The following is a 23,026-nucleotide window of genomic DNA, read 5'->3' on the forward strand; positions in this document are numbered from 1 at the left end:
GCGCTCCGACACGCTCGACACGCAGAGGAGGGACACGCGCAGCCGCCCGCATGTCGGGACTGGTCCTGGCGTGACGGACCGGTCACCATCTCCCTGTGAACGGAACTGACCAGTCCGCGCCTGCTCCGGCAGCCGCGGCACCTCCCCGGCCGACGACGTCCGTGGTCAGCTGCCCGACGGTCGCCACCGGACCGGCCGCGCAGGCGCCGACCGCTCCACGCCGGCCCCGGCCGTGGATCCTGGTGGTCGTCGAGGAGACCGACGCCGACCACGGCGCGCTGGTCTGGGCGCTGCGCGAGGCCGCCCGCCGGGAGGCGACCGTCGTCGCCGTCCGGGTGCTGGACGACGCCGCCGACGGGCCGCTGCTCGACGGGCTGACCCTGCCCGCCGGCGACGCGCACACCGCCGCCCTGGACGACGCGGTGCTGCGCGCGGTCGTCGAGACCGGCATCCAGGGCCGGACCCGCACCGCGGTGCTGGACCCGCACGTGTTCGCCGCCCTCACCGGCGCCGCCCGCGGCGCCGACCTGGTGCTGATGGGCGGGCGCGGCAAGACGCTGCTGCGCCGCCCCGCTCCACCCACCCACGCCCGGCTGTCCCCGCGGCGCGCCTGACCCCCAGACCCGACCGGGCCCTGCCCCTGCCCGGTCCCCAGCACTCCCCCGCTCAGGCGGGCAGCAGCAACGTCGCGTAGAGGGTCAGCCCGGGCCCGAACGCCATCGCGACGACCGGCCCGTCCACCGGCCCGAGCTCCTCGAGCACCAGCAGCACGGTCGCCGAGGAGCAGTTGCCGTGCTCGGCCAGCACCCGGCGCGACGGCGCGATCTGGTCCTCGGTGAGCCCCAGCTGGTCGCGCGCGACGTCCAGGATCCGGGGCCCGCCCGGGTGCACCGCCCAGCCGGCGACGTCCTCGACCCGCAGGCCGGCGGTGTCCAGCAGCTCCTGGACGACGTCGCCCACGTGCCGGGCCAGCACGTCGGGCACCCGCGGCGACAGGCCCATCTTGAAGCCCAGGTCGGTGACGTCCCAGGTCATGTGGTCGGCGGTCGAGTGGTCGGTGCGGGCGACCGTGCCGGCGACCCGCATGCCGCGCCGGGCGTCGGGCTGCAAGACCACGGCCGTGGCGGCGTCGCTGAACAGCGCGTGTGCCACCACCTGGGACAGGTCGTTGCGGGCCGGCTGCACGTGCAGGCTGGTCAGCTCGCAGCACAGCAGCACCGCCGGCCGGGACCGGGCGACGACGAAGTCGCTGACCGCGGCCAGCCCGGGCAGCGCCGCATAGCAGCCCATGTGCCCCACCAGCAGGCGCTGCAGGCCCGCGGGCATGCCCAGGTCGCTGGCCAGCCGGATGTCCAGGCCGGGGGTGGCGTACCCGGTGCAGGTGGCGACGGCGAACAGGCCGACGTCACCGGGGGCGAGCCCGGCGGAGTCCAGCGCCGAGGCCACGGCCTGCTTCCCCAGCGGCAGTGCCTCGTTCACGTAGCGCTCCATCCGGGCGCCGGTGCCCCACTGGGAGAGGTCCTCGTGCACGGGGTTGGCCACCGCGTGCCGGGTGGTGACGCCGGAGCCGCGGAACACCCGGCGCGCGGAGCGCAGGTCGGCGTAGTGCTCGGCGAAGAACCCGTCCCAGACGTCGTCCTGGGTGTAGGTGGCCGGCAGCGCGTGCCCGGCGCCGGTGATCACGGCGGCGGTCATCGCGCGGGCGCCAGACGGTTCGTCACCGGATCGACGGTACGTGCGGCTCGGGGGCCCCGCTGCTGGAACGCTTGCGGCCGTACCCGGCGAAGAGGATCCCGCTCCACCGCATCGTCCGCATCGGCACGACAGGGGTGCGCCCGCGGCGCCAGGCGACCAGCCCCCGCACCGAGGGCCGCAGGCCGACGAGCCGGAGGTCCAGGCCGAACCGGTCCGCCGCGGCCAGCAACCGGGCCCGGTCGACGAACAGCGCCGGGTCGTGGATGCCCGGCGGCGGCCCGCCGGGGATGCGCTCCCCGATGCCGACGGCCACCGGCCCGGCCAGCCGGCTGTCGGCGATCGCGTCGATGACCAGCACGCCTCCGGGCACCAACAGCCGGGCGCACTCCCCGAGCACCGCCACGTCGTCCTCGACGTGCTCCAGGACCTCCCCGCAGACGACGACGTCGGCGCAGCCGTCGGCCAGCGGCACCTCCAGCACCGAACCGCGCACCGGGCTCACCCCGTGCTCGCGGGCGGTGTGCAGCCCGGCGACGCCGATGTCGACGCCCACGTGCCGGTAGCCCAGGCGCTGCACGTGCGGGGCCATCAGGCCGCCGCCGCAGGCCAGGTCGACCAGGACGGCGTCCGGGCGGGGCGACGGCGGCACGTGCTCAGCGCGCGAGGCGGCCAGCCAGTGCAGCATGGCGAACCCGCCGGTCGGCTCCCACCACGAGTCGGCCAGCTGGTCGTACTGGGCCGGGTCGTTGCGGGCCAGCTCGGTGCGGGCCGGGTCTGCGCTGGCTGTCGGCACGGACGGACGCTACTTCTTCTTCAGCGGGTCGTGACCCCAGTTCATCAGCGAGTACCGCCACCGGGAGTCCTCGACCGCCTCCGAGGTGGGCTCCTGCGCCAGGTGCCGTTTCACGTACCCGGTCACCTTCCTCATGTGCGCCAGGTCGTCGTCGGTGAGGTCACCGGCCTTCGTGTGCAGCAGCTCGACGATCCGCCGGCCGGACTCGTGGCCGGTGGACTCCCCCGACCCGCCGGACTTCTGCCCGACCGCCTTCGACTCGTCGGTGTCCAGCCAGTGCTCCAGCTCCGACGGCGTCATGTTGACCGCGTCGTGGAAGTCCTCCCGGACCTGCTTGTCGTCGTCTGCCACGTCGTCCCCTCCGTCGAGTGTCCGTCCGGTCCGACGGGTACCGCACCGCGGTCAGGGGGAAACCGGGTGCCGACCGAGCGAGGCAGCGGCGCGGCGAGATGCCCGACCAGGTGCTCGACCGGAACACCGGTGAGCCGATGCGCCACCCACCGTCACCGGTACCAGTCGTTCTGGTACCGCCGCGTTCTCGCGACTGTTTTCGCCCGGTTTTCTGCCCACTCCACCGCGCCACACCCGAGGTCCGGTCCGACTCGAGGGTTCCCAGCAGGCATTCCCCAGGACGCCTTGACGGTGACTCAACCCACACAGCAGGGTCACAGACGGCAATGACGCAATCGGTTTCGGTCACCCCGGCACAGCTCCGCGGGGCCCGGCCACCACCCTGAGGAGAGCCCGTGCAAAGACGCACGTCCGTCCTGACCGCCCTGGCCCTCGCCGTCGGGCTGGCGGTGACCACCCCCGCGAGCCCCGCCGTCGCGGCCGGCAACACGCTCACCGTCGACGTGGGCACGGCCGTCCGGCCGGTCACCCACGTCGGCGCCGGCGGCCTCTACTCGGTCGGGTCGGACTCCCGACCCACCACCGAGCAGCTGCTCCCGCTGAGCGTCAACCAGTTCACCCAGCCGCCGCCCGGCACCACCCACCTGGGCAACGGCGCGACCGAACCCTGCTGCTCGGGGCTCGACGTCGCCGCCAACATCACCCGGGCCGGCGGCCAGCAGTTCCTGCGCCTGCCCGACGTCTTCCCGACGTTCCCCTACCAGTGGACGTCCTGGGAGGACTGGGAGGGCAAGGTCCGCCAGATGGTCCAGGCCCGTCTCGCCGCCACGACCACGACGAACATCAACGGCTACGAGCTCTGGAACGAGCCCGACCTGACCTGGCAGCCCGACCGGGCCGGGCCGTACCTCGACGGCTGGACCCGCACCCACCGGCTGGTGCGGAGCCTGGACCCGGTCACCCCGATCGTCGGGCCGAGCTTCACGCACTACGAGCGGGCCCTGATGGAGCCCTTCCTGCGCCACGCCCGGGACACGAACACCCTGCCCGACGTCGTCGTGTGGCACGAGCTCTACGACATGGGCTGGAACGGCCTGGGCGACCGGATCGCCGAGTACCGCTCCATCGAGCGCGAGCTGGGCATCAGCCCCCGTCCCATCTCGATCAACGAGTACGGGTCCCCGGCGCAGGTCGACATCCCCAGCGCCGCCGTGCACTGGCTGTCGGTCTTCGAGCGCTACGACGTCCGGGACGCCCAGCGGGCCTACTGGTACGAGGCGGGCACGTTCGACGGGCTGTTCACCACCTCCGGGCAGCCCACCGCCTCCTACTGGGCCTACCGCTGGTACGGGTCGATGTCGGGCAACGTCGTGCGCACCACCCCGCAGAGCTGGCTGGACGGGGTGGCCTCCTACGACGCCAGCCGGCAGGTCGTCACCACCGTCTTCGGCGGCGACTCCGGCAGCAACACCGTGCGGCTGACCGGTCTGGGGTCCTTCGGCTCCCAGGTCCGGGTGACCCTGGACTCGACGCCGGGCACCGGCCGCAACACCGCGGTCGCCGCCGCCACCCGGGTCTCCTCCACGACGTACCCGGTGGTGAACGGCGTGGTGACCGTGCCGGTGCAGGGCATGTCCGCCGAGAGCGCCTACCAGCTCGTCGTCACCCCGGTGAACGGCCCGACGACGCCGTTCCAGCAGGTGTACGAGGCCGAGAACTCCACCGTCGTCAACGCCGCCACCCGCACCTCCCCGTCGGCCTCCAACGGGGCCTACGTCGGCGGCATCGACGGCAGCGGTGACGCCCGCCGGGACAGCTTCGTGGACTTCGTGGTGAACGTGCCCGAGGCCCGCTCGTACTCGCTGTCCATCCGCTACGCCAACGGCACCGGCGCCACGGCCACCCAGTCGCTGGCGACCAACGGCGGCCCGTTCCGGACCGTCAGCTACCCGCCGACCGGCGCGTGGGGCTCCTTCGGTGCAGCGGCGGCGACCCAGCAGGTCACCCTGCGGGCCGGCTACAACGTCATCCGCCTGGCGAAGGGCTCCCCCTTCGCCACCGGTGGCACCGGGTTCGCCGAGCTGGACAGCATCACCGTCCGCTGACGCGACACCCGACGACGGGCCTCTCGACCACGGTCGAGGGGCCCGTCCCCGTCGCGACGGACACACCTAGGCTGCCCGGCGTGAGCCAGCCGAGCGTGACCGTCGTGGGCAGCCTCAACGAGGACGTCGTGGTGACCGTGCGACGGCTGCCCGGCCGCGGCGAGACCGTGATCGGCAGCGCCGTCGAGGTGCTGCCCGGCGGCAAGGGCGCCAACCAGGCCGCCGCCGCGGGCCGGCTCGGCGGGGGCGTGCACATGGTCGGCCGGGTCGGTGACGACGACGCCGGGGCCCGGCAGCTGGCCGCGCTGACCGATGCCGGCGTGGACGTGACCCGGGTGCACCGCACCGCCGGCGCCCCCACCGGGTCGGCCACCATCCCGGTGGAGGCCGAGGGCGGGGAGAACCTGATCGTCGTCGTCCCCGGTGCGAACGCCGCCCTGACCGCTGCCGACGTGGACGTCGAGCCCGTGCGCCGGGCCGGGGTCGTGCTGCTGCAGCTGGAGACCCCGATGCCCACCGTGCTGGCCGCGGCCCGGGCCGCCGAGGGCACGGTGGTGCTCAACCCGGCGCCGGCCCAGCCGCTGCCGGCGGAGCTGCTCGGCGTGGTCGACGTGCTGGTGCCCAACGAGCACGAGCTGGTGCAGCTGGCCGGGGCGGTGCCCGCGGCCCGCACGCACGCCGAGCTCGCGGAGCTGGCCCGTGGGCTGGCGGCGCGGTCGGTCGTGGTGACCCTGGGCGGGGACGGCGTCCTGGTGGTCCCGGCCGACGGGCCCGCCGTGCACCAGCCCCCGCTCGCCGTCGAACCGGTGGACACCACCGGCGCCGGGGACTGCTTCTGCGGCGCGCTGTGCCGGGCGCTGTCCGCCGGGCAGGGGCTGCCCGGGGCGGTGGGCTACGCGGCGACGGCGGCGGCGCTGTCCACCACCGGTCCCGGGGCGCGGGGCGGCCTGCCCGACGACGACGCCGTCCGCAGCGCGCTGATCCGGCTGCCCGCCGCCCGCGCCGTCTGAGCCCTCGACGGTTGGCCCGCACACCCAGCGGGCAGGGGCAGGGCATGACCGAGACCACGCCCACGCACCCCGAGGACCCCGCCGAGGGCGCCGACACCACCAGCACCGACGGGGCCGGCCGCACCCCGCACCCGGACCAGCCCGCCGAGGGCGGCGACCCCGACACCGAGCAGCGCGCCTCCGACGGGCTGGACCCGGAGAACCGGGTCACCGGCATCTAGCCCTCGCGGACCCGCAGCTCCCGGCGCAGGATCTTGCCGCTGGGGGACTTGGGCACCACGTCGATGAACTCGACCCGGCGGACCCGCTTGTAGGGCGCGGTCCGCTCGGCGACGTGGGCCAGCACGTCGTCCTCGGTGAGCTGCGAGCCCGGCGCCCGGACGACGAAGGCCTTGGGCACCTCGTCGCCGCGCTCGTCGTACACCCCGATGACGGCGGCGTCGGCGACCTCCGGGTGGGCCAGCAGCACGGCCTCCAGCTCGGCCGGGGCGACCTGGTAGCCCTTGTACTTGATCAGCTCCTTGACCCGGTCCACGACGTGCCACCAGCCCTCGGCGTCGACAGTGCCGATGTCGCCGGTGTGCAGCCAGCCCTCGGCGTCGATGAGGGTGTCGGTCTCCTCCTGCCGGCCGAAGTAGCCCTTCATCCGCTGCGGGCCGCGGATCCAGATCTCGCCGGGCTCGCCGTCGCCGACGTCGGCACCGGTGGCCGGGTCGACGAGGCGGCCCTCGGTGGAGGGGAACAGCCGGCCGATGCTGGCCGGCGGGGCGTCGGCGGCCAGGCCGTCGGGCACCAGGTGCGTGCCCGGGGACAGCTCGGTCATCCCGTAGGCCTGGCCGACCTCGCAGCCCAGCCGGGCCGCGGCGGCGCCGGCCAGGTCGCCGTCCAGCGGGGCCGCGGCCGACATGAGGAACGTCAGTGCGGAGAAGTCCCGGCCCTCCACGGCGGGGTGCTTGGCCAGCGCCAGCACCACCGGCGGCGCCACGTAGGCCCGGGTGATCCGGTGCTGCTCCAGCACGTCGAGGAACTGGGTCAGGTCGAAGCGGGGCAGCACGACGACGGTGGCGCCGTGCCGCAGCGGCAGGTTCATCAGGATCGTCATGCCGTAGATGTGGAAGAACGGCAGGACGGCGATGACCCGGTCGCCCTCGTCGACCCGGTGCAGCGCGTGGATCTGGGCCAGGTTCACCCCGATGCTCGCGTGGGTGAGCATCACGCCCTTGGGCAGGCTGGTGGTGCCGCTGGAGTAGGGCAGCACCGCGACGTCGCTGCCGGCGTCGACGGGGACGTCGGGCACCGGGCCCTCGGAGTCCAGCAGCTCGGTGACGCAGCGGTGCCCCTCGACCCGGTCACAGGTCCACACCGGGCGGTCGCCTGCGGCCTCCACCGCGACCGGCAGCAGCGCGCCGACGGTGACCACCAGCGAGGCCCCGGAGTCGCTGAGCTGGTTGGCCATGTCCTTGGCCGTGGTCATCGCCGACAGCGTGGTGACCGTGGCGCCGGCACGGCTGGCCGCGTAGTAGACGACCGGGTACAGGACCGTGTTCGGGCTGTGCAGCGCGACGACGTCCCCGGGCCGGACCCCGACCTCGGCGAACCCGGCGGCCATCCGGTCGACCATCGAGGCCAGCTGGGCGTAGGTGATGGTGTCCCCGGTGATCCCGTCGACCAGCGCCGGGTGGTCCCCGCGGGCGGCGGCCCCGTCGAGCACCAGCCGGTGGATGGGCTCGGTCGGGACGGCGACCGGGGGCTGGTCGGACAGCAGCACCCGGCCCGCGGACGGCGTCGTGCGGCGGGGCGGGGCGGTGGGCTTGCGCACCTGACCGGCGGGCTCGATGGGCATGGTCTGGCCTCTCAGTAGGACCGGGGCAGCTGGAGGTCGTGCTGGGCGATGAAGTTCAGGACCATCTCCCGGCTCACCGGGGCGATCCGGGAGAAGCGGGAGGAGGTGATCAGCGCACCGATGCCGGTCTCCTGGGACAGGCCGGACCCGCCGTGGGTCTGCACCGCGGCGTCCACGGCGTGCACCACGGCCTCGGCGGCGGCGTACTTGGCGCTGTTGGCCGCCGACGCCGCGTCCGCGCCGGTGTCGATGAGCCAGGCCGCCTTGAGCGTCATCAGCCGGGCCAGCTCGACCTCCACCTGGGCGGCGGCCAGCGGGTGCGAGACGCCCTGGTGCGCACCGATCGGGGTGCCCCAGACCCGTCGGTCCCGGGCGTAGGCGGCGGCCTTGGCCAGCGCCAGCCGGGCGGTGCCCAGCGAGTAGGCCGCACCCATCACCCGCTCGGGGTTGAGCCCGGCGAACAGCTGGGCGATCCCGGCCTCGGGCGAGCCGACGATCGCGTCGGCGGGCAGCCGGACGTCGTCCAGGAAGAGCTGGAACTGGTGCTCGGGGCTGACCAGCTCCATGGGGATCGGCGTCCTGGACAACCCCGGCGCGTCCACCGGGACGACGAACAGCGCCGGCCGCAGCGTGCCCTTGGCCGAGTCCGCCAGCTTGGCCACGACGAGCACCGCGTCGGCGACGTCGACACCGCTGATCCACACCTTCTGGCCCGACAGCACCCACTCGTCGCCGTCCCGGCGGGCCACGGTGGTGATCTCGTGGCTGTTGGAACCGGCGTCGGGCTCGGTGATGGCGAAGGCCATGGTCAGCGACCCGTCGGCGATGCCGGGCAGCCAGCGGTCGCGCTGCTCGGGGGTGCCGTAGCGGGCGATGATCGTGCCGCAGATGGCCGGGCTGACCACCATCATCAGCAGCGGGCAGCCGGCTGCGCCGAGCTCCTCCAGCACGATCGACAGCTCGACCATGCCCCCGCCCCCGCCGCCGTGCTCCTCGGGCAGGTTGACCCCGAGGAACCCGGCCTTGCCGGCCTCGTCCCACAGCGCCCGGGTGGTCCCACCGGTGCGGGACTGCTCCAGGTACCAGGAGTGCCCGTACCGGGAGGCCAGGTCGGCGACCGCCGCGCGCAGGTCGCGCAGATCGTCGCCCTCGTCGAAGTCCAGCGTCACGTCGTCTCTCCGCTCTCCAGGACGGTGAGGACCGCGCCGGCCTCCACCTGGGCGCCGACGGCCACGTCCACGCTGACGACGACGCCGTCGGCGGGTGCGGTCACCGGGTGCTGCATCTTCATCGCCTCGAGCACCAGCAGCCGCTGGCCCGCCGTCACCCGGTCCCCGACGCCCACGTGGACGGCGACGACGGAGCCGGGCATCGGGGCGACCAGCGATCCCGCGGCGACCGCGGTCGAGGGGTCGGGGAACCGGGGCAGCACCCGCAGCGCCACCGACCAGCCGTCGCCGTCGACCCACACGTCGTCCCCGTGGACGGCGACGGCCAGCCGCCGTTCGACGCCGTGCACGGCCAGCACCACCTCGTCGGGCCCGGCCGACACCAGCTCGACGCCCTCGGGGCCCTGCAGGCCGTCGCGGGTGAGCCGGTAGCTGACCTCGGCCGTCTCGAACGCGGTCCGCTGCGGCTGGGAGGCCACGTTGCGCCAGCCGCTGGGCAGCCCGCCCAGCGCGACGGCGTCCCGGCGTCGGGCGGCGGCGAGCGCGAGCGCGGCGGCCAGCGGGGCCAGCACGGCCTCCTCCTCGCCGGCCAGCGGCGCGGCGAGCGCATCCAGGCCGTGCCGGTCGAAGAACGCGGTGTCGGTCTCCCCGGCCAGGAACGCCGGGTGCCGCAGCGAGCGGACCAGCAGGTCGCGGTTGGTGGTCGGGCCGTGCAGCCGGGCCCCGGCGAGCGCCGCCGCGAGCCGGGCGGCGGCCTCGCCCCGGGTGGGCGCCCAGGCCACGACCTTGGCCAGCATCGGGTCGTAGTGCGTGGACACGACGCTGCCGGCGACCACCCCGGCGTCCACCCGGATGCCGGGGCCCGGCGGCACCGCGAACGCCGTCCCCGGGACGTCGAAGCCGTGCACCGGCCCGCTGACCGGCCGCCAGTCCTGCGCCGGGTCCTCGGCGTACAGCCGGACCTCGATCGCGTGCCCGGTCGACGCCGGGGGCTCCGCGGGCAGCCGCTCCCCGGCGGCGATCCGCAGCTGCCAGGCGACCAGGTCCAGGCCGGTGACGCACTCGGTGACCGGGTGCTCCACCTGCAGCCGGGTGTTGGTCTCCAGGAAGAAGAAGGCCCCGTCGTCCCGGACCAGGAACTCGACCGTGCCGGCCCCGACGTAGTCGATGGCCCGGGCCGCGGTGACGGCGGCCCCGCTCAGCGCGGCCCGCAGCTCCGGCGTCACGAACGGGGACGGCGTCTCCTCGACCACCTTCTGGTGCCGGCGCTGCAGCGAGCACTCCCGCTCCCCCAGCGACCAGACGGTGCCGTGCGCGTCGGCCAGCACCTGCACCTCGATGTGCCGGCCGGCCTCGACGTAGGGCTCCACGAACACCGTGGGGTCGCCGAACGCCGACGCGGCCTCGGCGCGGGCGGTCCCGATCTCGGCGTCCAGGTCGGCCAGCGCGCGCACGACCCGCATCCCGCGGCCGCCGCCCCCGGCCGAGGCCTTGACCAGCACCGGCAGGTCGGCCTCGGTGACCTCGTCCAGCTGCAGCACCGGCACCCCGGCGGCGGCCATCAGCGCCTTGGCCTCCACCTTGGACCCCATCGCGTCGATCGAGGCGGGCGGCGGGCCGATCCAGGTCAGCCCGGCGTCGAGCACGGCGCGGGCGAAGTCGGCGTTCTCGGACAGGAACCCGTAGCCCGGGTGCACCGCGTCGGCGCCGGAGGCCTCCGCCGCGGCGATCAGCAGGTCGGCGCGCAGGTAGGTGTCGGCCGGCGTCGCCCCCGGGAGCCGGACGGACCGGTCCGCCTCGGCCCGGTGCGGGCTGCCGGCGTCCGGGTCGCTGTAGACCGCGACGGTCCCGATGCCCAGCTCCCGGCAGGTCTGGAACACCCGCCGCGCGATCTCCCCCCGGTTCGCCACCAGCACCCGCGTGACCGGCCCTCCGCGCCCTGGCATGGGATCCCCCGCATACCGCTGAGCGCGTGATCCGTATGCGGGGGATCCCATGCCATCGCGCGGGGTGGAGGCGGTCACGGGCGGAACACCCCGTAGGCGGGGGTGCCGTGGCCGGCGCCGGTGCCGGCCACCTCGCCGGACGCGATCGCGGACAGGCACATCCCGAGCACGGTGCGGGTGTCGCGCGGGTCGATGATGCCGTCGTCGTAGACCCGGCCGGACAGGAACTGGGGCATAGACTCCGCCTCGATCTGGGCCTCGACGGCGGCGCGCATCGCGGCGTCGCCGTCCTCGTCGAACGGGGTGCCGCGGGACTCCGCCGCGGCCCGGGCCACGATCGAGAGCACGCCGGCGAGCTGGGCCGGGCCCATGACGGCGGACTTCGCCGTCGGCCAGGCGAAGAGGAACCGCGGGTCGAACGCCCGGCCGCACATGCCGTAGTGCCCGGCACCGTAGGAGGCGCCCAGCAGCACCGACAGGTGCGGCACCCGGCTGTTGGAGACGGCGTTGATCATCATCGCGCCGTGCTTGATGATCCCGCCCTGCTCGTACTCCCTCCCGACCATGTAGCCGGTGGTGTTGTGCAGGAAGAGCAGCGGGGTGTCGCTGGCGTTGGCCAGCTGGATGAACTGGGTGGCCTTCTGCGCCTCGGCGCTGAACAGCACGCCCTGCGCGTTGGCCAGCACGCCGACCGGGTGGCCGTGGATGCGCGCCCAGGCGGTGACCAGCGAGGGCCCGTAGCGCGGCTTGACCTCGTCGAGGTCGGAGTCGTCGACGACCCGGGCGAGCACCTCGCGGGGGTCGAAGGGCTGGGACAGGTCGGTGCCGACGACGCCGAGCAGGTCGTCCTCGGCGTACCGCGGGGGGACTTCGGCCGCGGGCGCCGGCCCGCGCTTGCGCCAGTTCAGCCGGGCGACGACCCGGCGGCCGATCCGCAGCGCGTCCACCTCGTCGACGGCGACGTGGTCGGCCAGCCCGGACACCCGCCCGTGCATCGCGGCACCGCCCAGGGACTCCTCGTCGGCGACCTCGCCGGTGGCCATCCTCACCAGCGGCGGGCCGCCGAGGAACACCTTCGCGCCGCCGTCGACCATCACCACGTGGTCGCTCATGCCGGGCACGTAGGCGCCGCCGGCGGTGGAGTTGCCGAAGACGATCGCGATCGTCGGGATGCCGGCCGCGGACAGCCGGGTGAGGTCGCGGAACATCTGCCCGCCGGGGATGAAGATGTCCTTCTGGGTGGGCAGGTCGGCACCGCCGGACTCGACCAGGCTGACCAGCGGCAGCCGGTTCTCCCGGGCGATCTGCATGGCGCGCAGCGTCTTCTTCAGCGTCCACGGGTTGCTGGCCCCGCCGCGGACCGTCGGGTCGTGGGCGATCACGACGACCTCGACGCCCTCCACCACGCCGACGCCGGTGACCACGCTGGCGCCGACGGTGAAGTCGGTGCCCCAGGCGGCCAGCGGGGAGAGCTCCAGGAACGGGCTGTCGGCGTCCAGCAGCAGCTCGACCCGCTCCCGGGCCAGCAGCTTGCCCCGCGTGCGGTGCCGGGCGACGGCCTTCTCCCCACCCCCGGCCACCGCACGGGCGTGCTCGTCGTCCAGCGCGCGCAGCGCGGCGAGCACCGCGGTCCGGTTGGCGGCGAACTGGTCGCCGGCGGTGTCCAGGGTGGAGCGGAACACGGTCATGCGGGGGCCTCCGAGTAGCCGAGGAGCCGGCCGGCCAGGTCGGTGAGCACCTCGGTGGCGCCGCCGCCGATGCCGAGGATCCGGACGTCGCGGTAGTGCCGCTCGACCTCGGAGTCGCGCAGGTAGCCCGTCCCGCCGTGCAGCTGGACGGCCTGGCTGCAGACCCACTCCCCGGCGGCGACGGCGGCGTTCTTGGCCAGGCAGGCCTCGGCGGCGACGTCCTCCCCCGCGGCGTGCCGGACGACGACCGAGCGGGTGTACGTGCGGGCCAGCTCGACCCGGGAGTGCATCTCGACCAGCCGGTGCACCACGGCCTGCCGGCCGGCCAGCGGGACGCCGAACGTCGTCCGGTCCCGGGTCCAGGCGCGGGTCAGCGCCAGCGCGCGGTCGGCGACGCCGTAGGCGTGCACGGCCAGCGCCAGCCGCTCGGTGACGAACTGCCGGGTGATCTGGCCGAACCCGCCGCCCTCGGGGCCGACCAGCTGGGACGCCGGCACCCGGACGCCGTCGTAGGCCAGCTCCGCGGTGTCCGAGCAGTGCCAGCCCATCTTGGGCAGCGCCCGGGAGACGGTGAAGCCCGGCGTCCCGCGGTCGACGACCAGCAGGCTGACCCCGCGGGCGCCGGGCCCGCCGGTGCGCACCGCGGTGGTCACGAAGTCGGCGCGGGTGCCGCTGGTGATGAAGGTCTTGGTGCCGTCAACGACGAAGGAGTCCCCGTCCCGGACCGCGCGGGTGCGCAGCGCGCCGACGTCGGAGCCGGCGTCGGGCTCGCTGACCGCCAGCGACCCGATCAGCTCCCCGGCCAGCGTGGGCCGGACGTACCGCTCGACCAGCTCGGGGTCACCGGCGGCGACCAGGTGCGGCAGCGCGATGGAGTGCGTGAACAACGCCGCCAGCAGCCCGGAGGACGCCCCGGCCGCCAGCATCGCCTCCATCACGGTGACGACGTCGACCAGGTCGCCGCCCTCCCCGCCGACCTCCTCGGGGAAGCCGATGCCCAGCAGCCCGGCGTCGGCGGCGGCCCGGTGCAGCTCGCGCGGCACCGCGCCGGCGGCCTCCCAGGCGTCCAGGTCGGGCAGCACGTGCCGCCGCACGAACCCCGCCGCGGACTCCCGCAGCTGCACCCGCTCCGCCGACTCCCAGCTCACAGCAGGGCCTCCGGGATCTCCAGCTCGCGGCCGCGCAGCCACTCGCCGACTGCCTTGCCCTGCGGGTCGAACCGGGTGCTCGCCGCGACGCCCTGGCCGAGCAGGCCCTCGACGACCACGTTCACCGCCCGCAGGTCCGGCAGCGCGTGCACGGTCACCGGCAGCTCGGCGGCCTCGGGCAGCAGCTCCCGGACGACGTCGGGGGTCAGCGCGGCGGCCAGCCAGGCGGCGCCCTCGTCGGTGCGCGCCCAGAGGCCGATGTTCGCCGTCCCGCCCTTGTCGCCGCTGCGCGCCCGGGCGACCGCACCCAGCGGCGCCCGCCGGGTCGGACCCGGCTCCACGGACGGGGCGGGGACGGCGGGCAGGTCGGCCAGCGGTGCGGTGACCGCGGGCGGTGCGACGTCGACCCGGGTGCCGTCGGGCAGCACCGCGACGTGCGGCACCGCGGTCTGCGGCACGTAGGCCGGCGTGTAGACGCCGTACGCCGAGCCCGAGCCGGGCGGCGCGGTCAGGTGGAAGCCCGGGTAGGAGGCCAGCGCCATCTCCACCGCGGCGCCGGAGAACGCCCGGCCGACGACGTCGGCGCTCGGGTCGGTGGCCTGGGCGCGCAGCAGCACGCTGGCGCCGGCCTCGGTGTCGGCGTCCGGGCGCTGCACGCCGACGGTCGACCAGACCAGCTCGGCCGGGCGCGGGTCCAGCGTGGCCTCGAACTGGGCCCGGGCCAGCGCCGCCTTGGCCTGGATCCGGTCGCCGGTGAGCACGAAGGTGACCTCGTTGCGGTGTCCACCCAGGGCGTTGAGGCAGACCTTGACGTCCGGCGGCGGCGCCTCGCCGCGCACGCCGGACAGCAGCACCCGGTCCGGGCCGTCCGGGGTCAGCCGCACGGTGTCGAACCGGGCGACGGCGTCGGGCCCGGCGTACCGGGCGCCGGTGATCTCGTAGAGCAGCTGCGCGGTGACGGTGTCGACGTCGACCACGCCGCCGGTGCCCGGGTGCTTGGTGATCACGCTGGACCCGTCGGCGCGCAGCTCGGCCAGCGGGAAGCCGGGGTGCAGCAGCTGCTCCAGCGGGTGCTCGTCGAAGGCGGACAGGTTGCCGCCGGTGGCCTGGGTGCCGCACTCCAGCACGTGCCCGCAGGCCATCGCGCCGGCGATCGCGTCGTGGTCCTCCTGCCCCCAGCCGAAGTGCGCGATGCCCGGGCCGACGACCAGCGAGGCGTCGGTGACCCGCCCGGTGACCACGACGTCGGCGCCCGCGCGCAGGCACTCGGCGATCCCGAAGGCGCCCAGGTAGGCGTTGGCGGTGATCGGCTCGCCGAACCCGAGCTCGGACGCGCGGGGCAGCAGGTCGTCGCCCTCGACGTGCGCGACCGCCGTCGGCACGCCGAGCCGGTCGGCCAGCGCCCGGACCGCGTCGGCCAGCCCGGCCGGGTTGGTGCCGCCGGCGTTGACCACCAGGCGCACCCCGCGGTCCCGGGCCAGGCCCAGGCACTCCTCCAGCTGCGCCAGGAACGTGCGGGCCCAGCCTCGGGAGGCGTCGCGAGCCCGGTCCCGGCCCAGGATGAGCATGGTCAGCTCGGCCAGGTAGTCCCCGGTCAGCACGTCCAGCGGCCCGCCCTCGAGCATCTCCCGGACGGCGGCCCGCCGGTCGCCGTAGAAGCCCGACGCGTTGCCGACCCGCAGCACCGGCGGCGTCACCGGGCCTCGCTGCCGGCGCCGGGCTCACCGGCGAAGGCCTGGGCCACGGCCATCCAGCGAGCGGCGGCCTCGCCGGTCGTGGCCAGGTCGAGCGCGGCGAGGGGACGGCGCTGGGTGACCCGCAGGCAGAAGTCGAGCGCCGGACCGGTCACCCGGTCGGCCGCGGACTCCTCGCCCCAGCTCCACACCGCCCCGGACGGCGCGACCAGCTCGACCCGCACGTCCCCGGTCGGGGCCGGCAGGCCGTGCTGGGCGTGCGCGAACCCGCGGGTGACCACGCCGAGGTGGGCCACCGCCCGGAGGCGGTCGGTCGCCGAGACCAGCAGCCCCAGGGCATCGCTGACGTCGACGCCGTGCGCCCAGGTCTCCATCAGCCGGGCGGTGGCCATCGAGGTCGCGCTCATCGGCGGGCCGTACCAGGGCAGCTTCTGGCCCGGGGGGACCGCCGCGAGCGCCGCGGCCAGAGCGGCGCGCCCGGTCCGCCAGCGGTCCAGCAGCTCGGCCGGGGGGACGGCGGCACCGGCGGCGGCTTCCTCGTCCACCAGGCCCTCGGTGTCGGGCAGGGCCCGGAAGGCGTCCGGGTCGGTGCCGGCCAGCGCGGCGACGTCGTCGGTCCAGGCGAGGTGGGCGACCTGGTGGGCGACCGTCCAGCCCGCGGCCGGGGTGGGCGTGGCCCAGCCGGCGTCGTCCAGGCCGGCGACCACGTCGTCCAGCGCGGCGCTCTCCGCGGCGAGGTCGGCCAGCAGCCCCTCGAGCAGTCCTCCGGCAGCCATCCCGACCTCCTCGTCGCGACGTGAGCGGAGTCACTGACCGCCCGTACGGTCAGCTTGTCGGGTGGCCCGGTCCGCCGTCAAGGGCATCGGCCGCCCGACCTGCGGCGAGCGCCTCGTCGACCACCGCCACGACCGCACCGGAGGGGTCGGCCAGTGCGGCCGCCCGCCCCGGGTCGGCCAGCACCCCACCCAGGAAGGTGTCCACGTAGGAGGCCGCGACCTCGGCGACCGGCAGCGACCCGGCCGGGTCGAACCAGGTCCACATCCAGTGCACGGAGCCGAAGACCTGCAGGGTGCGCAGCCGGTCGTCGCCGGGGCGGAAGACCCCGGCGGCCACCCCGTCGGCGAGCACCCCGACGACCAGCCCGCGGTACTCGTCGCGCAGCCCGCGCGAGGTCTCCATGCCGGCGGCGTCGGCGAACCGGCGGACCTCGCGCTGGAAGGCGACCGTCGCCGTCCGGTCCACCACCTGGTAGCGGACGCCCAGGTGCAGGAAGGCGGCCAACCGCTCCGCCGGGTCCGCCAGCGCGTCCCACACCACCCGGACCTCGGCCAGCCGGCGGCGCATGTAGGTCTCGTGCAGCTCGGTGAGCAGCTGCTCCTTGGTGCCGAAGTGGTGCACGATCGTGCCCTTGCTCATCCCGAGCCCGGCGGCCAGGTCACCGAAATTGGTGCCGTCGTAGCCACGCTCGGCGACCATCGCGGTGAAGGCCGCCAGGATCTCCAAGCGCCGGCTGTCCCGCCGGACCGGCATCGCGCTCATGGGGGCTGACCGTACGGACGGACGGCGGTCGCTGGCCAGCAGCATCACCCGTGCGGCAGAGTCCGGTCATGCTGCTGGACGCGTCACTGCTGACCGCCGGGACCGACGACGTCGCGGGCACCGCCCGCCGGCTGGAGGAGCGGGGGTACGCCGGCGTCTGGGCCTCCGAGGTCGCCCACGACCCGTTCCTGCTGCTGCACGCCGCCGCACTGTCCACCGAGCGCGTCCAGGTCGGTTCGGCCATCGCGGTGGCCTTCGCCCGCTCCCCCATGACGGTGGCGTACACCGGCTACGACCTGCAGCGGTACAGCCGCGGCCGGTTCGTGCTGGGGCTCGGGACGCAGGTCAAGGCGCACGTGGAGCGGCGCTTCTCCATGCCGTGGAGCTCCCCGGCCGCCCGGATGCGGGAGTACGTCGGCGCCCTGCGCGCGATCTGGGCCTCCTGGGAGGACGGCACCCCGCTGCGCTTCCGCGGCGAGCACTACCAGCACACCCTGATGACGCCGACCTTCACGCCGCCCCGGCACGAGTGGGGTCCGCCGCCGGTGCACCTGGCCGCGGTCGGGCCGCTGATGACCCGGGTCGCCGGCGAGCTGTGCGACGGCCTGCTCGCCCACGGCTTCACCACCGAGCGCTACCTGCGCGAGCGGACGCTGCCGGCCCTGCAGGAGGGACTCGAGACCGCCGGCCGCTCGCGCGCGGAGGTGCAGGTCAGCCTGCCCGGCTTCGTCGTCTCCGGCCGGGACGACGCCGAGCGGACCCGGGCCGCGGACGCCGTCCGGGCGCAGATCGCCTTCTACGGGAGCACCCCCGCCTACCGCCCGGTGCTGGAGCTGCACGGCTGGGGCGCGCTGGGTGAGGAGCTCCACGCGCTGTCCACGTCCCGCCGGGAGGACAAGTGGGAGGCGATGGCCGCCCTGGTGGACGACGAGGTGCTGGGCACGTTCGCCGTCGTCGCCGAGCCCGGACAGGTCGGCCCGGAGGTGCTGCGCCGCTTCGAGGGCGTCGTGGACCGGTTCAGCGTCTACAGCGGTGCCGGGCTGCCGATGGAGGTGTGGGACCCGGTGCTGGCGGCCCTGGGCCGACCCCCGCTGGAGCCCCCGTCGACGGCCGGGTGATACTGGTTCTGAGAATCATTCCCGGCATCACCCAGGAGTCCCATCGTGTCCCGCCGTTCCACCGCCCTCGCCGTGCTGGCCGCCAGCTCCCTGGGCCTCGCGGCCTGCTCCTCCGACGGCTCGGGCGGTGCCAGCACCGCTGAGGCCGACGCCGCCAACTGCCCCGGCGACGTGCTCGACGTCGTCGTGTCGGTCGACCAGTGGGGTGACGTCGTCCAGGCGCTGGGCGGGGACTGCACGAACGTCACCACGGTCATCAACTCCACCGCCGTGGACCCGCACGACTACGAGCCGACCACCGGGGACATCGCTGCCTTCGAGGGCGCCGACCTCGTCGTCGTCAACGGCGCGGACTACGACCACTGGGCCTCCGACGCGGTGCAGAACCTGGACCCGCAGCCCGTCGTGGTGGACGCTGCCGAGGTGGTCGGCATCGAGGAGGAGCACGCGGAGGACGAGCACTCCGAGGACGACGGCCACGCCGAGGGCGAGGAGGGCCACGGTTCGGTGAACCCGCACCTCTGGTACTCCCCCGAGTACGTGCAGCAGACCGCCGACGCCGTGACCGCCGAGCTCAGCGACCTCTCCCCCGACGCCGCGGACTACTTCGCCGACCGGGCCACCGCCTGGACGACGGACCTGCAGCCCTACACCGACGAGCTGACCACGATCGAGGGCCTGGCCGCGGGCAAGACCTACGCGGCCACCGAGACCGTCTTCGACTACACCGCGGCCGCCGTCGGGCTCACCGACGCGACCCCCGAGGGCTACCGGGACGCCGCCAGCAACGAGAGCGACCCGGCCACCGGCGACGTCGCCGCCTTCGAGGCCGCCCTGGCCGACGGCAGCATCGACGTGCTGGTCTTCAACACCCAGACCGAGGGCTCCGTCCCCGACCAGCTGCGCAGTGCCGCCGAGGCCGCCGGGGTCCCGGTCGTCGAGGTCACGGAATCCGTGCCCTCCGACGACGGTTCCTTCGTCCAGTGGCAGCTGTCCCAGCTGCAGCAGCTCGCAGACGCACTCGGTGGGGGTCAGTGACGCAGGCACACCCGACGGCGACCCCGTCCGGCCCGGGCTCCCCCGCCCTGGTGCTGGACGGGGTCTCCGTCGTCCGCGGCGGGCGCACCGTCTGGTCCGAGGGCACCCTGGCGGTGCCGGCCGGCTCGGTCGTCGGGGTCATCGGCCCCAACGGCGCGGGCAAGACGACGCTCTTCCAGGTCGCGCTGGGCCTGCTGCCGGTGGCCGGCGGACGCGTCGAGGTGCTCGGCGCCCCGCCCCGGCGGGGCAACCGGCGGATCGGCTACGTGCCGCAGAACTACACCGCCGCCCTCGGTGAGGCCGTGCGCGCCCGCGACCTGGTCGCCCTGGGCCTCACCGGCAGCCGCTTCGGCATCCGGCGCAGCACCCCCGCGGAGCGCGCCCGGGTCCAGGACGCCCTGCGCCGGGTGGGGGCCGCCGACTACGCCGACCGGCGGATGAGCGAGCTGTCCGGCGGCCAGCAGCAGCGGGTCGCCATCGCCCAGGCCATCGTCGACGACGCCGACCTGCTGCTGCTCGACGAGCCGCTGGCCAACCTGGACCTGCGCAACTCCCACGAGATCGTCACGCTGCTCGGTGAGCTCCGCCGCGAGCGCGCGGTGACGATCATGGTCGTCGCGCACGACCTGAACCCGCTGCTGCCGGTGCTCACCGATGCCGTGTACCTGCTCGACGGTCACCCGCACCACGACCCCATCGGCGAGGTCGTGACCGAGGACCTGCTCACCCACCTCTACGGCACACGCGTGCGCGTCGTGCGGACCGCCCAGGGTGACCTGTTCACCCGCAGCGGCTGAAGGGAACACCCCCGTGCACCTCGACGTGCTGGCCGCCGTGCAGTTCCAGGACAACTGGCTGCAGGTGCTGCAGACGACCTTCATGCGGCACGCCTTCCTGGGCGGCTCGATGGTGGCGGTCGCCGCCGGCCTGATGGGCTACTTCGTCATCACCCGGCAGAACGCCTTCGCCGCCCACGCGCTGGCCCACATCGGGTTCCCGGGTGCGACCGGGGCGATCCTGGTCGGCGCGCCGGTCACCCTGGGCCTGGCCGTCTTCTGCGTCGGCGGCGGGCTGCTCATCGGCCTGTTCGGCAAGCGGGTGGCCGAACGCGAGATCGCCACCGGCACCATCCTCGCCTTCGCCACCGGCCTGGGGGTGCTGTTCGCCTCGCTGGCCACCGCGAACGCCAGCACCACCACCAACGTGCTCTTCGGCAACCTGCTGGCCATCGGGCGCGACCAGCTGTGGGTGTTCGGCGGGTTCACCCTGCTGGTCGTCGTCGCGCTGGCCGTCATCGCCCGGCCGCTGGTCTTCGCCTCGGTCGACCCGGCCGTCGCCGAGGCCCGCGGGGTGCCGGTCCGCGCCCTGGGCGTCGCCTTCGTGGTGCTGCTGGCCCTCACGATCACCATGGCCGTCCAGGTCGTCGGCACGCTGCTGCTCTTCGCCCTGGTTGTCACCCCGGCCGCGGCTGCACTGCGGCTCACCGCCCGGCCCAGCCGGGTGGCCGCGCTGGCCGTGGTGTTCGCGCTGGTGTCGGTGTGGGTGGGCCTGGTGCTCTCCGCCCTGGTGAACCTGCCGCCCAGCTTCTTCGTCGTCACGATCGCCGTGCTGATCTGGGGCGGGGTGCTGCTGGCCACCCGCGACCGGCACGAGGTGCGCCCGGGCCGGGACGCCGACACCGCCCACGGTGCGCTCCCGCGGGTCCCCGAGCACACGCACTGACGTCTGCCCGCCGACCTCCTCGCGCGTTGTCGGCAGTCTGTCGCCAGGTGTGACGGATCGGTGTCACACGAGTCCCAGGGACCCCCTCGAACCCGGGTGGCACAGGGGTCCACGTGACTCTCAGTCGCGAGTCCGACACACCGGCGTGCCGTGAACTGCTCCGTCACGTCCGCGTGCACCATCGACGACGTGACCGCCGCACTCGCCTTCGACGCCAGCGCCGACCTCTCCCTCGGCTCCCTCGCCGCGGAACCGCACGGCGCCCCCGTGCCGGTGCGCCGCAGCCGGGCCGAACGGCAGGCGATCGTGCTGGACACCGCCGAGCGGCTGTTCGCCGGCCGCAGCTCGCGCAGCGTCGGCATGGACGAGCTGGTCCGCGAGACCGGCCTGGGCAAGATGACGGTGTACCGGCTCTTCAAGAGCAAGGACGACCTCGTCGGGGCCTACCTCTCGCGCAAGGCCGCCACCCTCCTGGGCTTCATCGACGCCCAGCTCGGCCACTTCGCCGAGGACCCGCGGGGCGCGCTGATGGCCATCGTCGACGTCGTCGAGCGCGACGTGACCCGCACCGGCTTCCGCGGCTGCCCCTTCACCAACGTCAGCAGCGAGTACGACGACCCGCAGCACCCGGCCCGCTCCGCCGCCGCGGACTACAAGTACGAGCTGCACATGCGCCTGGTGCACCTGGCCGAGGAGCTGGTGCCCGGCGGTGGCGACGACCTGGCCGCCCAGCTGCACCTGATCATCGACGGGATGCAGCTCTCCGGTGGCCTGCTGGGCCCCGACGGCCCGGCCAGCCACGGCCGCCAGCTCGCCGAGCGGCTCATCGACGCGGCCAGGGCCACGCCCCGCGCCTGAGACCGCAGACACCGGCCGGCGCCGGGGCTTGAGGCCGGTTCCGACGGGGCACGGTGCCGTCGTGACCGACCGATCCCGTCCGGAACTGGACGACACCACCGTCGAGGCGCTCGGCAAGCTCTCCGAGGCCCTGGAGACCGTGGAGCAGGCCCGCGGCTTCCTCTACGCCTTCCACCAGCTCTCCGGCAAGGCCGACATCCTGCTCGGTGAGTCCCTGGAGTCCTTCCGCGAGGCCGGCGCCACCGCGCTGGCCGACGACCTCGAACGCGACCTGCTGGGCCGCAACGTCGTCGCCGACCGGTGGACCTTCCAGCTGGTGGAGGACTACGACGCCGGCTACTGGTCCACCTTCCGCGACTTCGACGCCCGGGCCCGGGACGAGCTGGCCGGCGGTGACCGGCACGTGCTCGAGGCCCGGATGAAGCAGCGCGAGCGGACGCCGGGGCACCCGCGGCACGAGGCCGGGCCCGCCCTCGAGGACTGAGTGGCCGGACCCGGCTCCGGGCCCCAGCATGGACGCCGTGACCAGCCCCGCGACCGACCCGACCACCCCGCAGACCGCCCCCTCGCGCAGCCGCCGCAGGACCGCCGGGGCGACGCTCAGCGCGGTGCTGCTGGTCGCGCTCACCGTGGTGCTGGTGCTCTTCGTCGTCTTCAACACCCAGACGGTGCGGGTCAGCCTGGTCTTCGGCGTCGTGGACCTGCCGCTGGTCGTCGCGCTGGTGGCCGCCGCCGTCCTGGGTGGGCTGATCGCCGCGCTGGTCGTCCTGCGCGCCCGTCGCCACCGCTGACCCGCATGACCCCCGCGACGGCGGGCACGAGGAACGCATGAGCGATCCCCAGGGCAGCGAGAGCACCACCCCGCCGATCAGCGAGGAGACCAGCGCCGCCGGCAGCGGCGGCGACCTGGCCACCGGTGGTGACGACGACGACACCGCCGGTGTGCACGACGGCGTGCCGCTCACCCGGGAGGCGGCGCTGCAGCGCGACGACCCCGACGACGACCTGCCCGCCCGGGGCGCCGACGACGTCACGGCCAGTCAGGAGTCCGGCCCCTCCTGAGGTGTGCGCGGGCGACGGAGTGGGCAGCGGACCGGCATGACCGACCCGATCACCGACCCGGCCGACTCCCCGCGCAACGACGATAACCTGGTCGACGGCCGTCCGGGCGACGACGCCCCGGACCTGGGCGCGACCGACACCGGCGACCCCACGCTGACCACCGACGACGAGGCGCAGGCCGACGACCGGGAGATCCAGCCCGGCAACAGCTGAGCGGAGTGCGGGGGCGCAGGGACCCTGCGCCGTC

24 protein-coding genes are annotated in these 23,026 nt (G+C 74.9%); 13 read left to right on the forward strand and 11 right to left on the reverse strand.

Annotated elements, in window-relative coordinates; all coding sequences use genetic code 11:
* The first annotated feature begins 95 nt into the window (after nucleotides 1-95).
* Nucleotides 96-614: a universal stress protein gene (locus ASG41_RS21550; protein WP_082557215.1), complete on the forward strand. Its 519-nt coding sequence runs from the start codon at nucleotides 96-98 to the stop codon at nucleotides 612-614.
* A gap of 52 nt (nucleotides 615-666) precedes the next feature.
* Here the strand turns inward: ASG41_RS21550 and ASG41_RS21555 are convergent, their stop codons facing one another.
* Genes ASG41_RS21555 through ASG41_RS21565 form a run of 3 tightly spaced genes read right to left on the reverse strand, consistent with a single transcriptional unit; the run spans nucleotide 667 to nucleotide 2,839 of the window.
* Entirely contained in the window at nucleotides 667-1,695 is a 1,029-nt protein-coding gene (locus ASG41_RS21555) for a type III polyketide synthase (RefSeq protein ID WP_056300537.1), read from the reverse strand.
* 22 nt (nucleotides 1,696-1,717) lie between these two features.
* Complete coding sequence (locus tag ASG41_RS21560) at nucleotides 1,718-2,488, reverse strand: bifunctional 2-polyprenyl-6-hydroxyphenol methylase/3-demethylubiquinol 3-O-methyltransferase UbiG (protein WP_235564995.1); 771 nt, start codon at nucleotides 2,486-2,488, stop codon at nucleotides 1,718-1,720.
* A 9-nt stretch (nucleotides 2,489-2,497) separates the two neighbouring features.
* Nucleotides 2,498-2,839 (reverse strand): DUF3140 domain-containing protein, encoded by a 342-nt coding sequence (locus tag ASG41_RS21565; protein WP_082557216.1) that lies wholly within the window; start codon nucleotides 2,837-2,839, stop codon nucleotides 2,498-2,500.
* A 395-nt stretch (nucleotides 2,840-3,234) separates the two neighbouring features.
* Between ASG41_RS21565 and ASG41_RS21570 the strand changes: the two genes are divergently transcribed.
* From ASG41_RS21570 to ASG41_RS23875, 3 genes are all read left to right on the forward strand, one after another.
* Nucleotides 3,235-4,944: a CBM35 domain-containing protein gene (locus ASG41_RS21570; protein ID WP_056300540.1), complete on the forward strand. Its 1,710-nt coding sequence runs from the start codon at nucleotides 3,235-3,237 to the stop codon at nucleotides 4,942-4,944.
* Nucleotides 4,945-5,024: 80 nt separating this feature from the next.
* The gene (locus ASG41_RS21575) at nucleotides 5,025-5,954 is read left to right on the forward strand and encodes a ribokinase (protein ID WP_056300543.1); all 930 of its coding nucleotides are present in this window, start codon (nucleotides 5,025-5,027) and stop codon (nucleotides 5,952-5,954) included.
* A 44-nt stretch (nucleotides 5,955-5,998) separates the two neighbouring features.
* Entirely contained in the window at nucleotides 5,999-6,175 is a 177-nt protein-coding gene (locus ASG41_RS23875; protein ID WP_157519643.1) for a hypothetical protein, read from the forward strand.
* On the opposite strand, the gene ASG41_RS21580 is transcribed toward ASG41_RS23875, so the two are convergent.
* The 8 genes from ASG41_RS21580 to ASG41_RS21615 all read right to left on the reverse strand — a co-directional run bounded on the left by ASG41_RS21580 (nucleotide 6,172) and on the right by ASG41_RS21615 (nucleotide 16,981).
* Nucleotides 6,172-7,797, reverse strand: a complete 1,626-nt coding sequence (locus ASG41_RS21580; protein ID WP_082557217.1) for an AMP-binding protein — start codon at nucleotides 7,795-7,797, stop codon at nucleotides 6,172-6,174. The two genes, ASG41_RS23875 and ASG41_RS21580, sit on opposite strands and share 4 nt — an antisense overlap.
* Before the next feature lie 11 nt (nucleotides 7,798-7,808).
* A complete protein-coding gene (locus ASG41_RS21585; RefSeq protein ID WP_235564996.1) occupies nucleotides 7,809-8,966 on the reverse strand; it encodes an acyl-CoA dehydrogenase family protein in 1,158 nt (385 codons plus the stop codon).
* Nucleotides 8,963-10,912: a biotin carboxylase N-terminal domain-containing protein gene (locus ASG41_RS21590; RefSeq protein WP_056300547.1), complete on the reverse strand. Its 1,950-nt coding sequence runs from the start codon at nucleotides 10,910-10,912 to the stop codon at nucleotides 8,963-8,965. The genes ASG41_RS21585 and ASG41_RS21590 overlap by 4 nt, the downstream gene beginning before the upstream one ends.
* A 74-nt stretch (nucleotides 10,913-10,986) precedes the next feature.
* Nucleotides 10,987-12,600 (reverse strand): acyl-CoA carboxylase subunit beta, encoded by a 1,614-nt coding sequence (locus tag ASG41_RS21595; RefSeq protein WP_056300550.1) that lies wholly within the window; start codon nucleotides 12,598-12,600, stop codon nucleotides 10,987-10,989.
* Nucleotides 12,597-13,748 carry an acyl-CoA dehydrogenase family protein gene (locus ASG41_RS21600; RefSeq protein ID WP_157519645.1) on the reverse strand — a complete coding sequence of 384 codons (1,152 nt, stop codon included), beginning with the start codon at nucleotides 13,746-13,748 and terminating at the stop codon, nucleotides 12,597-12,599. The genes ASG41_RS21595 and ASG41_RS21600 overlap by 4 nt, the downstream gene beginning before the upstream one ends.
* Nucleotides 13,745-15,445 carry an acyclic terpene utilization AtuA family protein gene (locus ASG41_RS21605; RefSeq protein ID WP_082557218.1) on the reverse strand — a complete coding sequence of 567 codons (1,701 nt, stop codon included), beginning with the start codon at nucleotides 15,443-15,445 and terminating at the stop codon, nucleotides 13,745-13,747. Before ASG41_RS21605 ends, ASG41_RS21600 begins: the two co-directional genes overlap by 4 nt.
* Nucleotides 15,442-16,218, reverse strand: coding sequence for a TIGR03084 family metal-binding protein (locus ASG41_RS21610; protein WP_056300556.1), 777 nt, complete (start codon nucleotides 16,216-16,218; stop codon nucleotides 15,442-15,444). Before ASG41_RS21610 ends, ASG41_RS21605 begins: the two co-directional genes overlap by 4 nt.
* Before the next feature lie 49 nt (nucleotides 16,219-16,267).
* Nucleotides 16,268-16,981, reverse strand: a complete 714-nt coding sequence (locus tag ASG41_RS21615; RefSeq protein WP_200939174.1) for a TetR/AcrR family transcriptional regulator — start codon at nucleotides 16,979-16,981, stop codon at nucleotides 16,268-16,270.
* A gap of 68 nt (nucleotides 16,982-17,049) precedes the next feature.
* Here ASG41_RS21615 and ASG41_RS21620 point away from each other — a divergent pair, with 68 nt between their 5' ends.
* From ASG41_RS21620 to ASG41_RS23880, 9 genes are all read left to right on the forward strand, one after another.
* Nucleotides 17,050-18,099: a TIGR03617 family F420-dependent LLM class oxidoreductase gene (locus tag ASG41_RS21620; RefSeq protein WP_056300766.1), complete on the forward strand. Its 1,050-nt coding sequence runs from the start codon at nucleotides 17,050-17,052 to the stop codon at nucleotides 18,097-18,099.
* Nucleotides 18,100-18,144: 45 nt separating this feature from the next.
* Nucleotides 18,145-19,137: a metal ABC transporter solute-binding protein, Zn/Mn family gene (locus ASG41_RS21625; protein ID WP_056300559.1), complete on the forward strand. Its 993-nt coding sequence runs from the start codon at nucleotides 18,145-18,147 to the stop codon at nucleotides 19,135-19,137.
* On the forward strand, nucleotides 19,134-19,934 hold the full coding sequence (locus tag ASG41_RS21630) for a metal ABC transporter ATP-binding protein (RefSeq protein WP_082557219.1): 801 nt from the start codon (nucleotides 19,134-19,136) through the stop codon (nucleotides 19,932-19,934). The genes ASG41_RS21625 and ASG41_RS21630 overlap by 4 nt, the downstream gene beginning before the upstream one ends.
* A gap of 13 nt (nucleotides 19,935-19,947) precedes the next feature.
* Entirely contained in the window at nucleotides 19,948-20,859 is a 912-nt protein-coding gene (locus tag ASG41_RS21635) for a metal ABC transporter permease (RefSeq protein ID WP_056300562.1), read from the forward strand.
* Nucleotides 20,860-21,048: 189 nt separating this feature from the next.
* Nucleotides 21,049-21,717, forward strand: coding sequence for a TetR/AcrR family transcriptional regulator (locus ASG41_RS21640; RefSeq protein ID WP_235564998.1), 669 nt, complete (start codon nucleotides 21,049-21,051; stop codon nucleotides 21,715-21,717).
* Nucleotides 21,718-21,778: 61 nt separating this feature from the next.
* Complete coding sequence (locus tag ASG41_RS21645; RefSeq protein ID WP_056300569.1) at nucleotides 21,779-22,201, forward strand: hypothetical protein; 423 nt, start codon at nucleotides 21,779-21,781, stop codon at nucleotides 22,199-22,201.
* A gap of 28 nt (nucleotides 22,202-22,229) precedes the next feature.
* A complete protein-coding gene (locus ASG41_RS21650; RefSeq protein WP_056300572.1) occupies nucleotides 22,230-22,508 on the forward strand; it encodes a lipopolysaccharide assembly protein LapA domain-containing protein in 279 nt (92 codons plus the stop codon).
* A gap of 37 nt (nucleotides 22,509-22,545) precedes the next feature.
* Nucleotides 22,546-22,779: a hypothetical protein gene (locus ASG41_RS21655; protein WP_056300574.1), complete on the forward strand. Its 234-nt coding sequence runs from the start codon at nucleotides 22,546-22,548 to the stop codon at nucleotides 22,777-22,779.
* 36 nt (nucleotides 22,780-22,815) lie between these two features.
* The gene (locus ASG41_RS23880) at nucleotides 22,816-22,992 is read left to right on the forward strand and encodes a hypothetical protein (protein WP_157519647.1); all 177 of its coding nucleotides are present in this window, start codon (nucleotides 22,816-22,818) and stop codon (nucleotides 22,990-22,992) included.
* Nucleotides 22,993-23,026 lie beyond the last annotated feature (34 nt).

This window comes from Modestobacter sp. Leaf380 (assembly GCF_001424485.1).
GTDB lineage: Bacteria > Actinomycetota > Actinomycetes > Mycobacteriales > Geodermatophilaceae > Klenkia.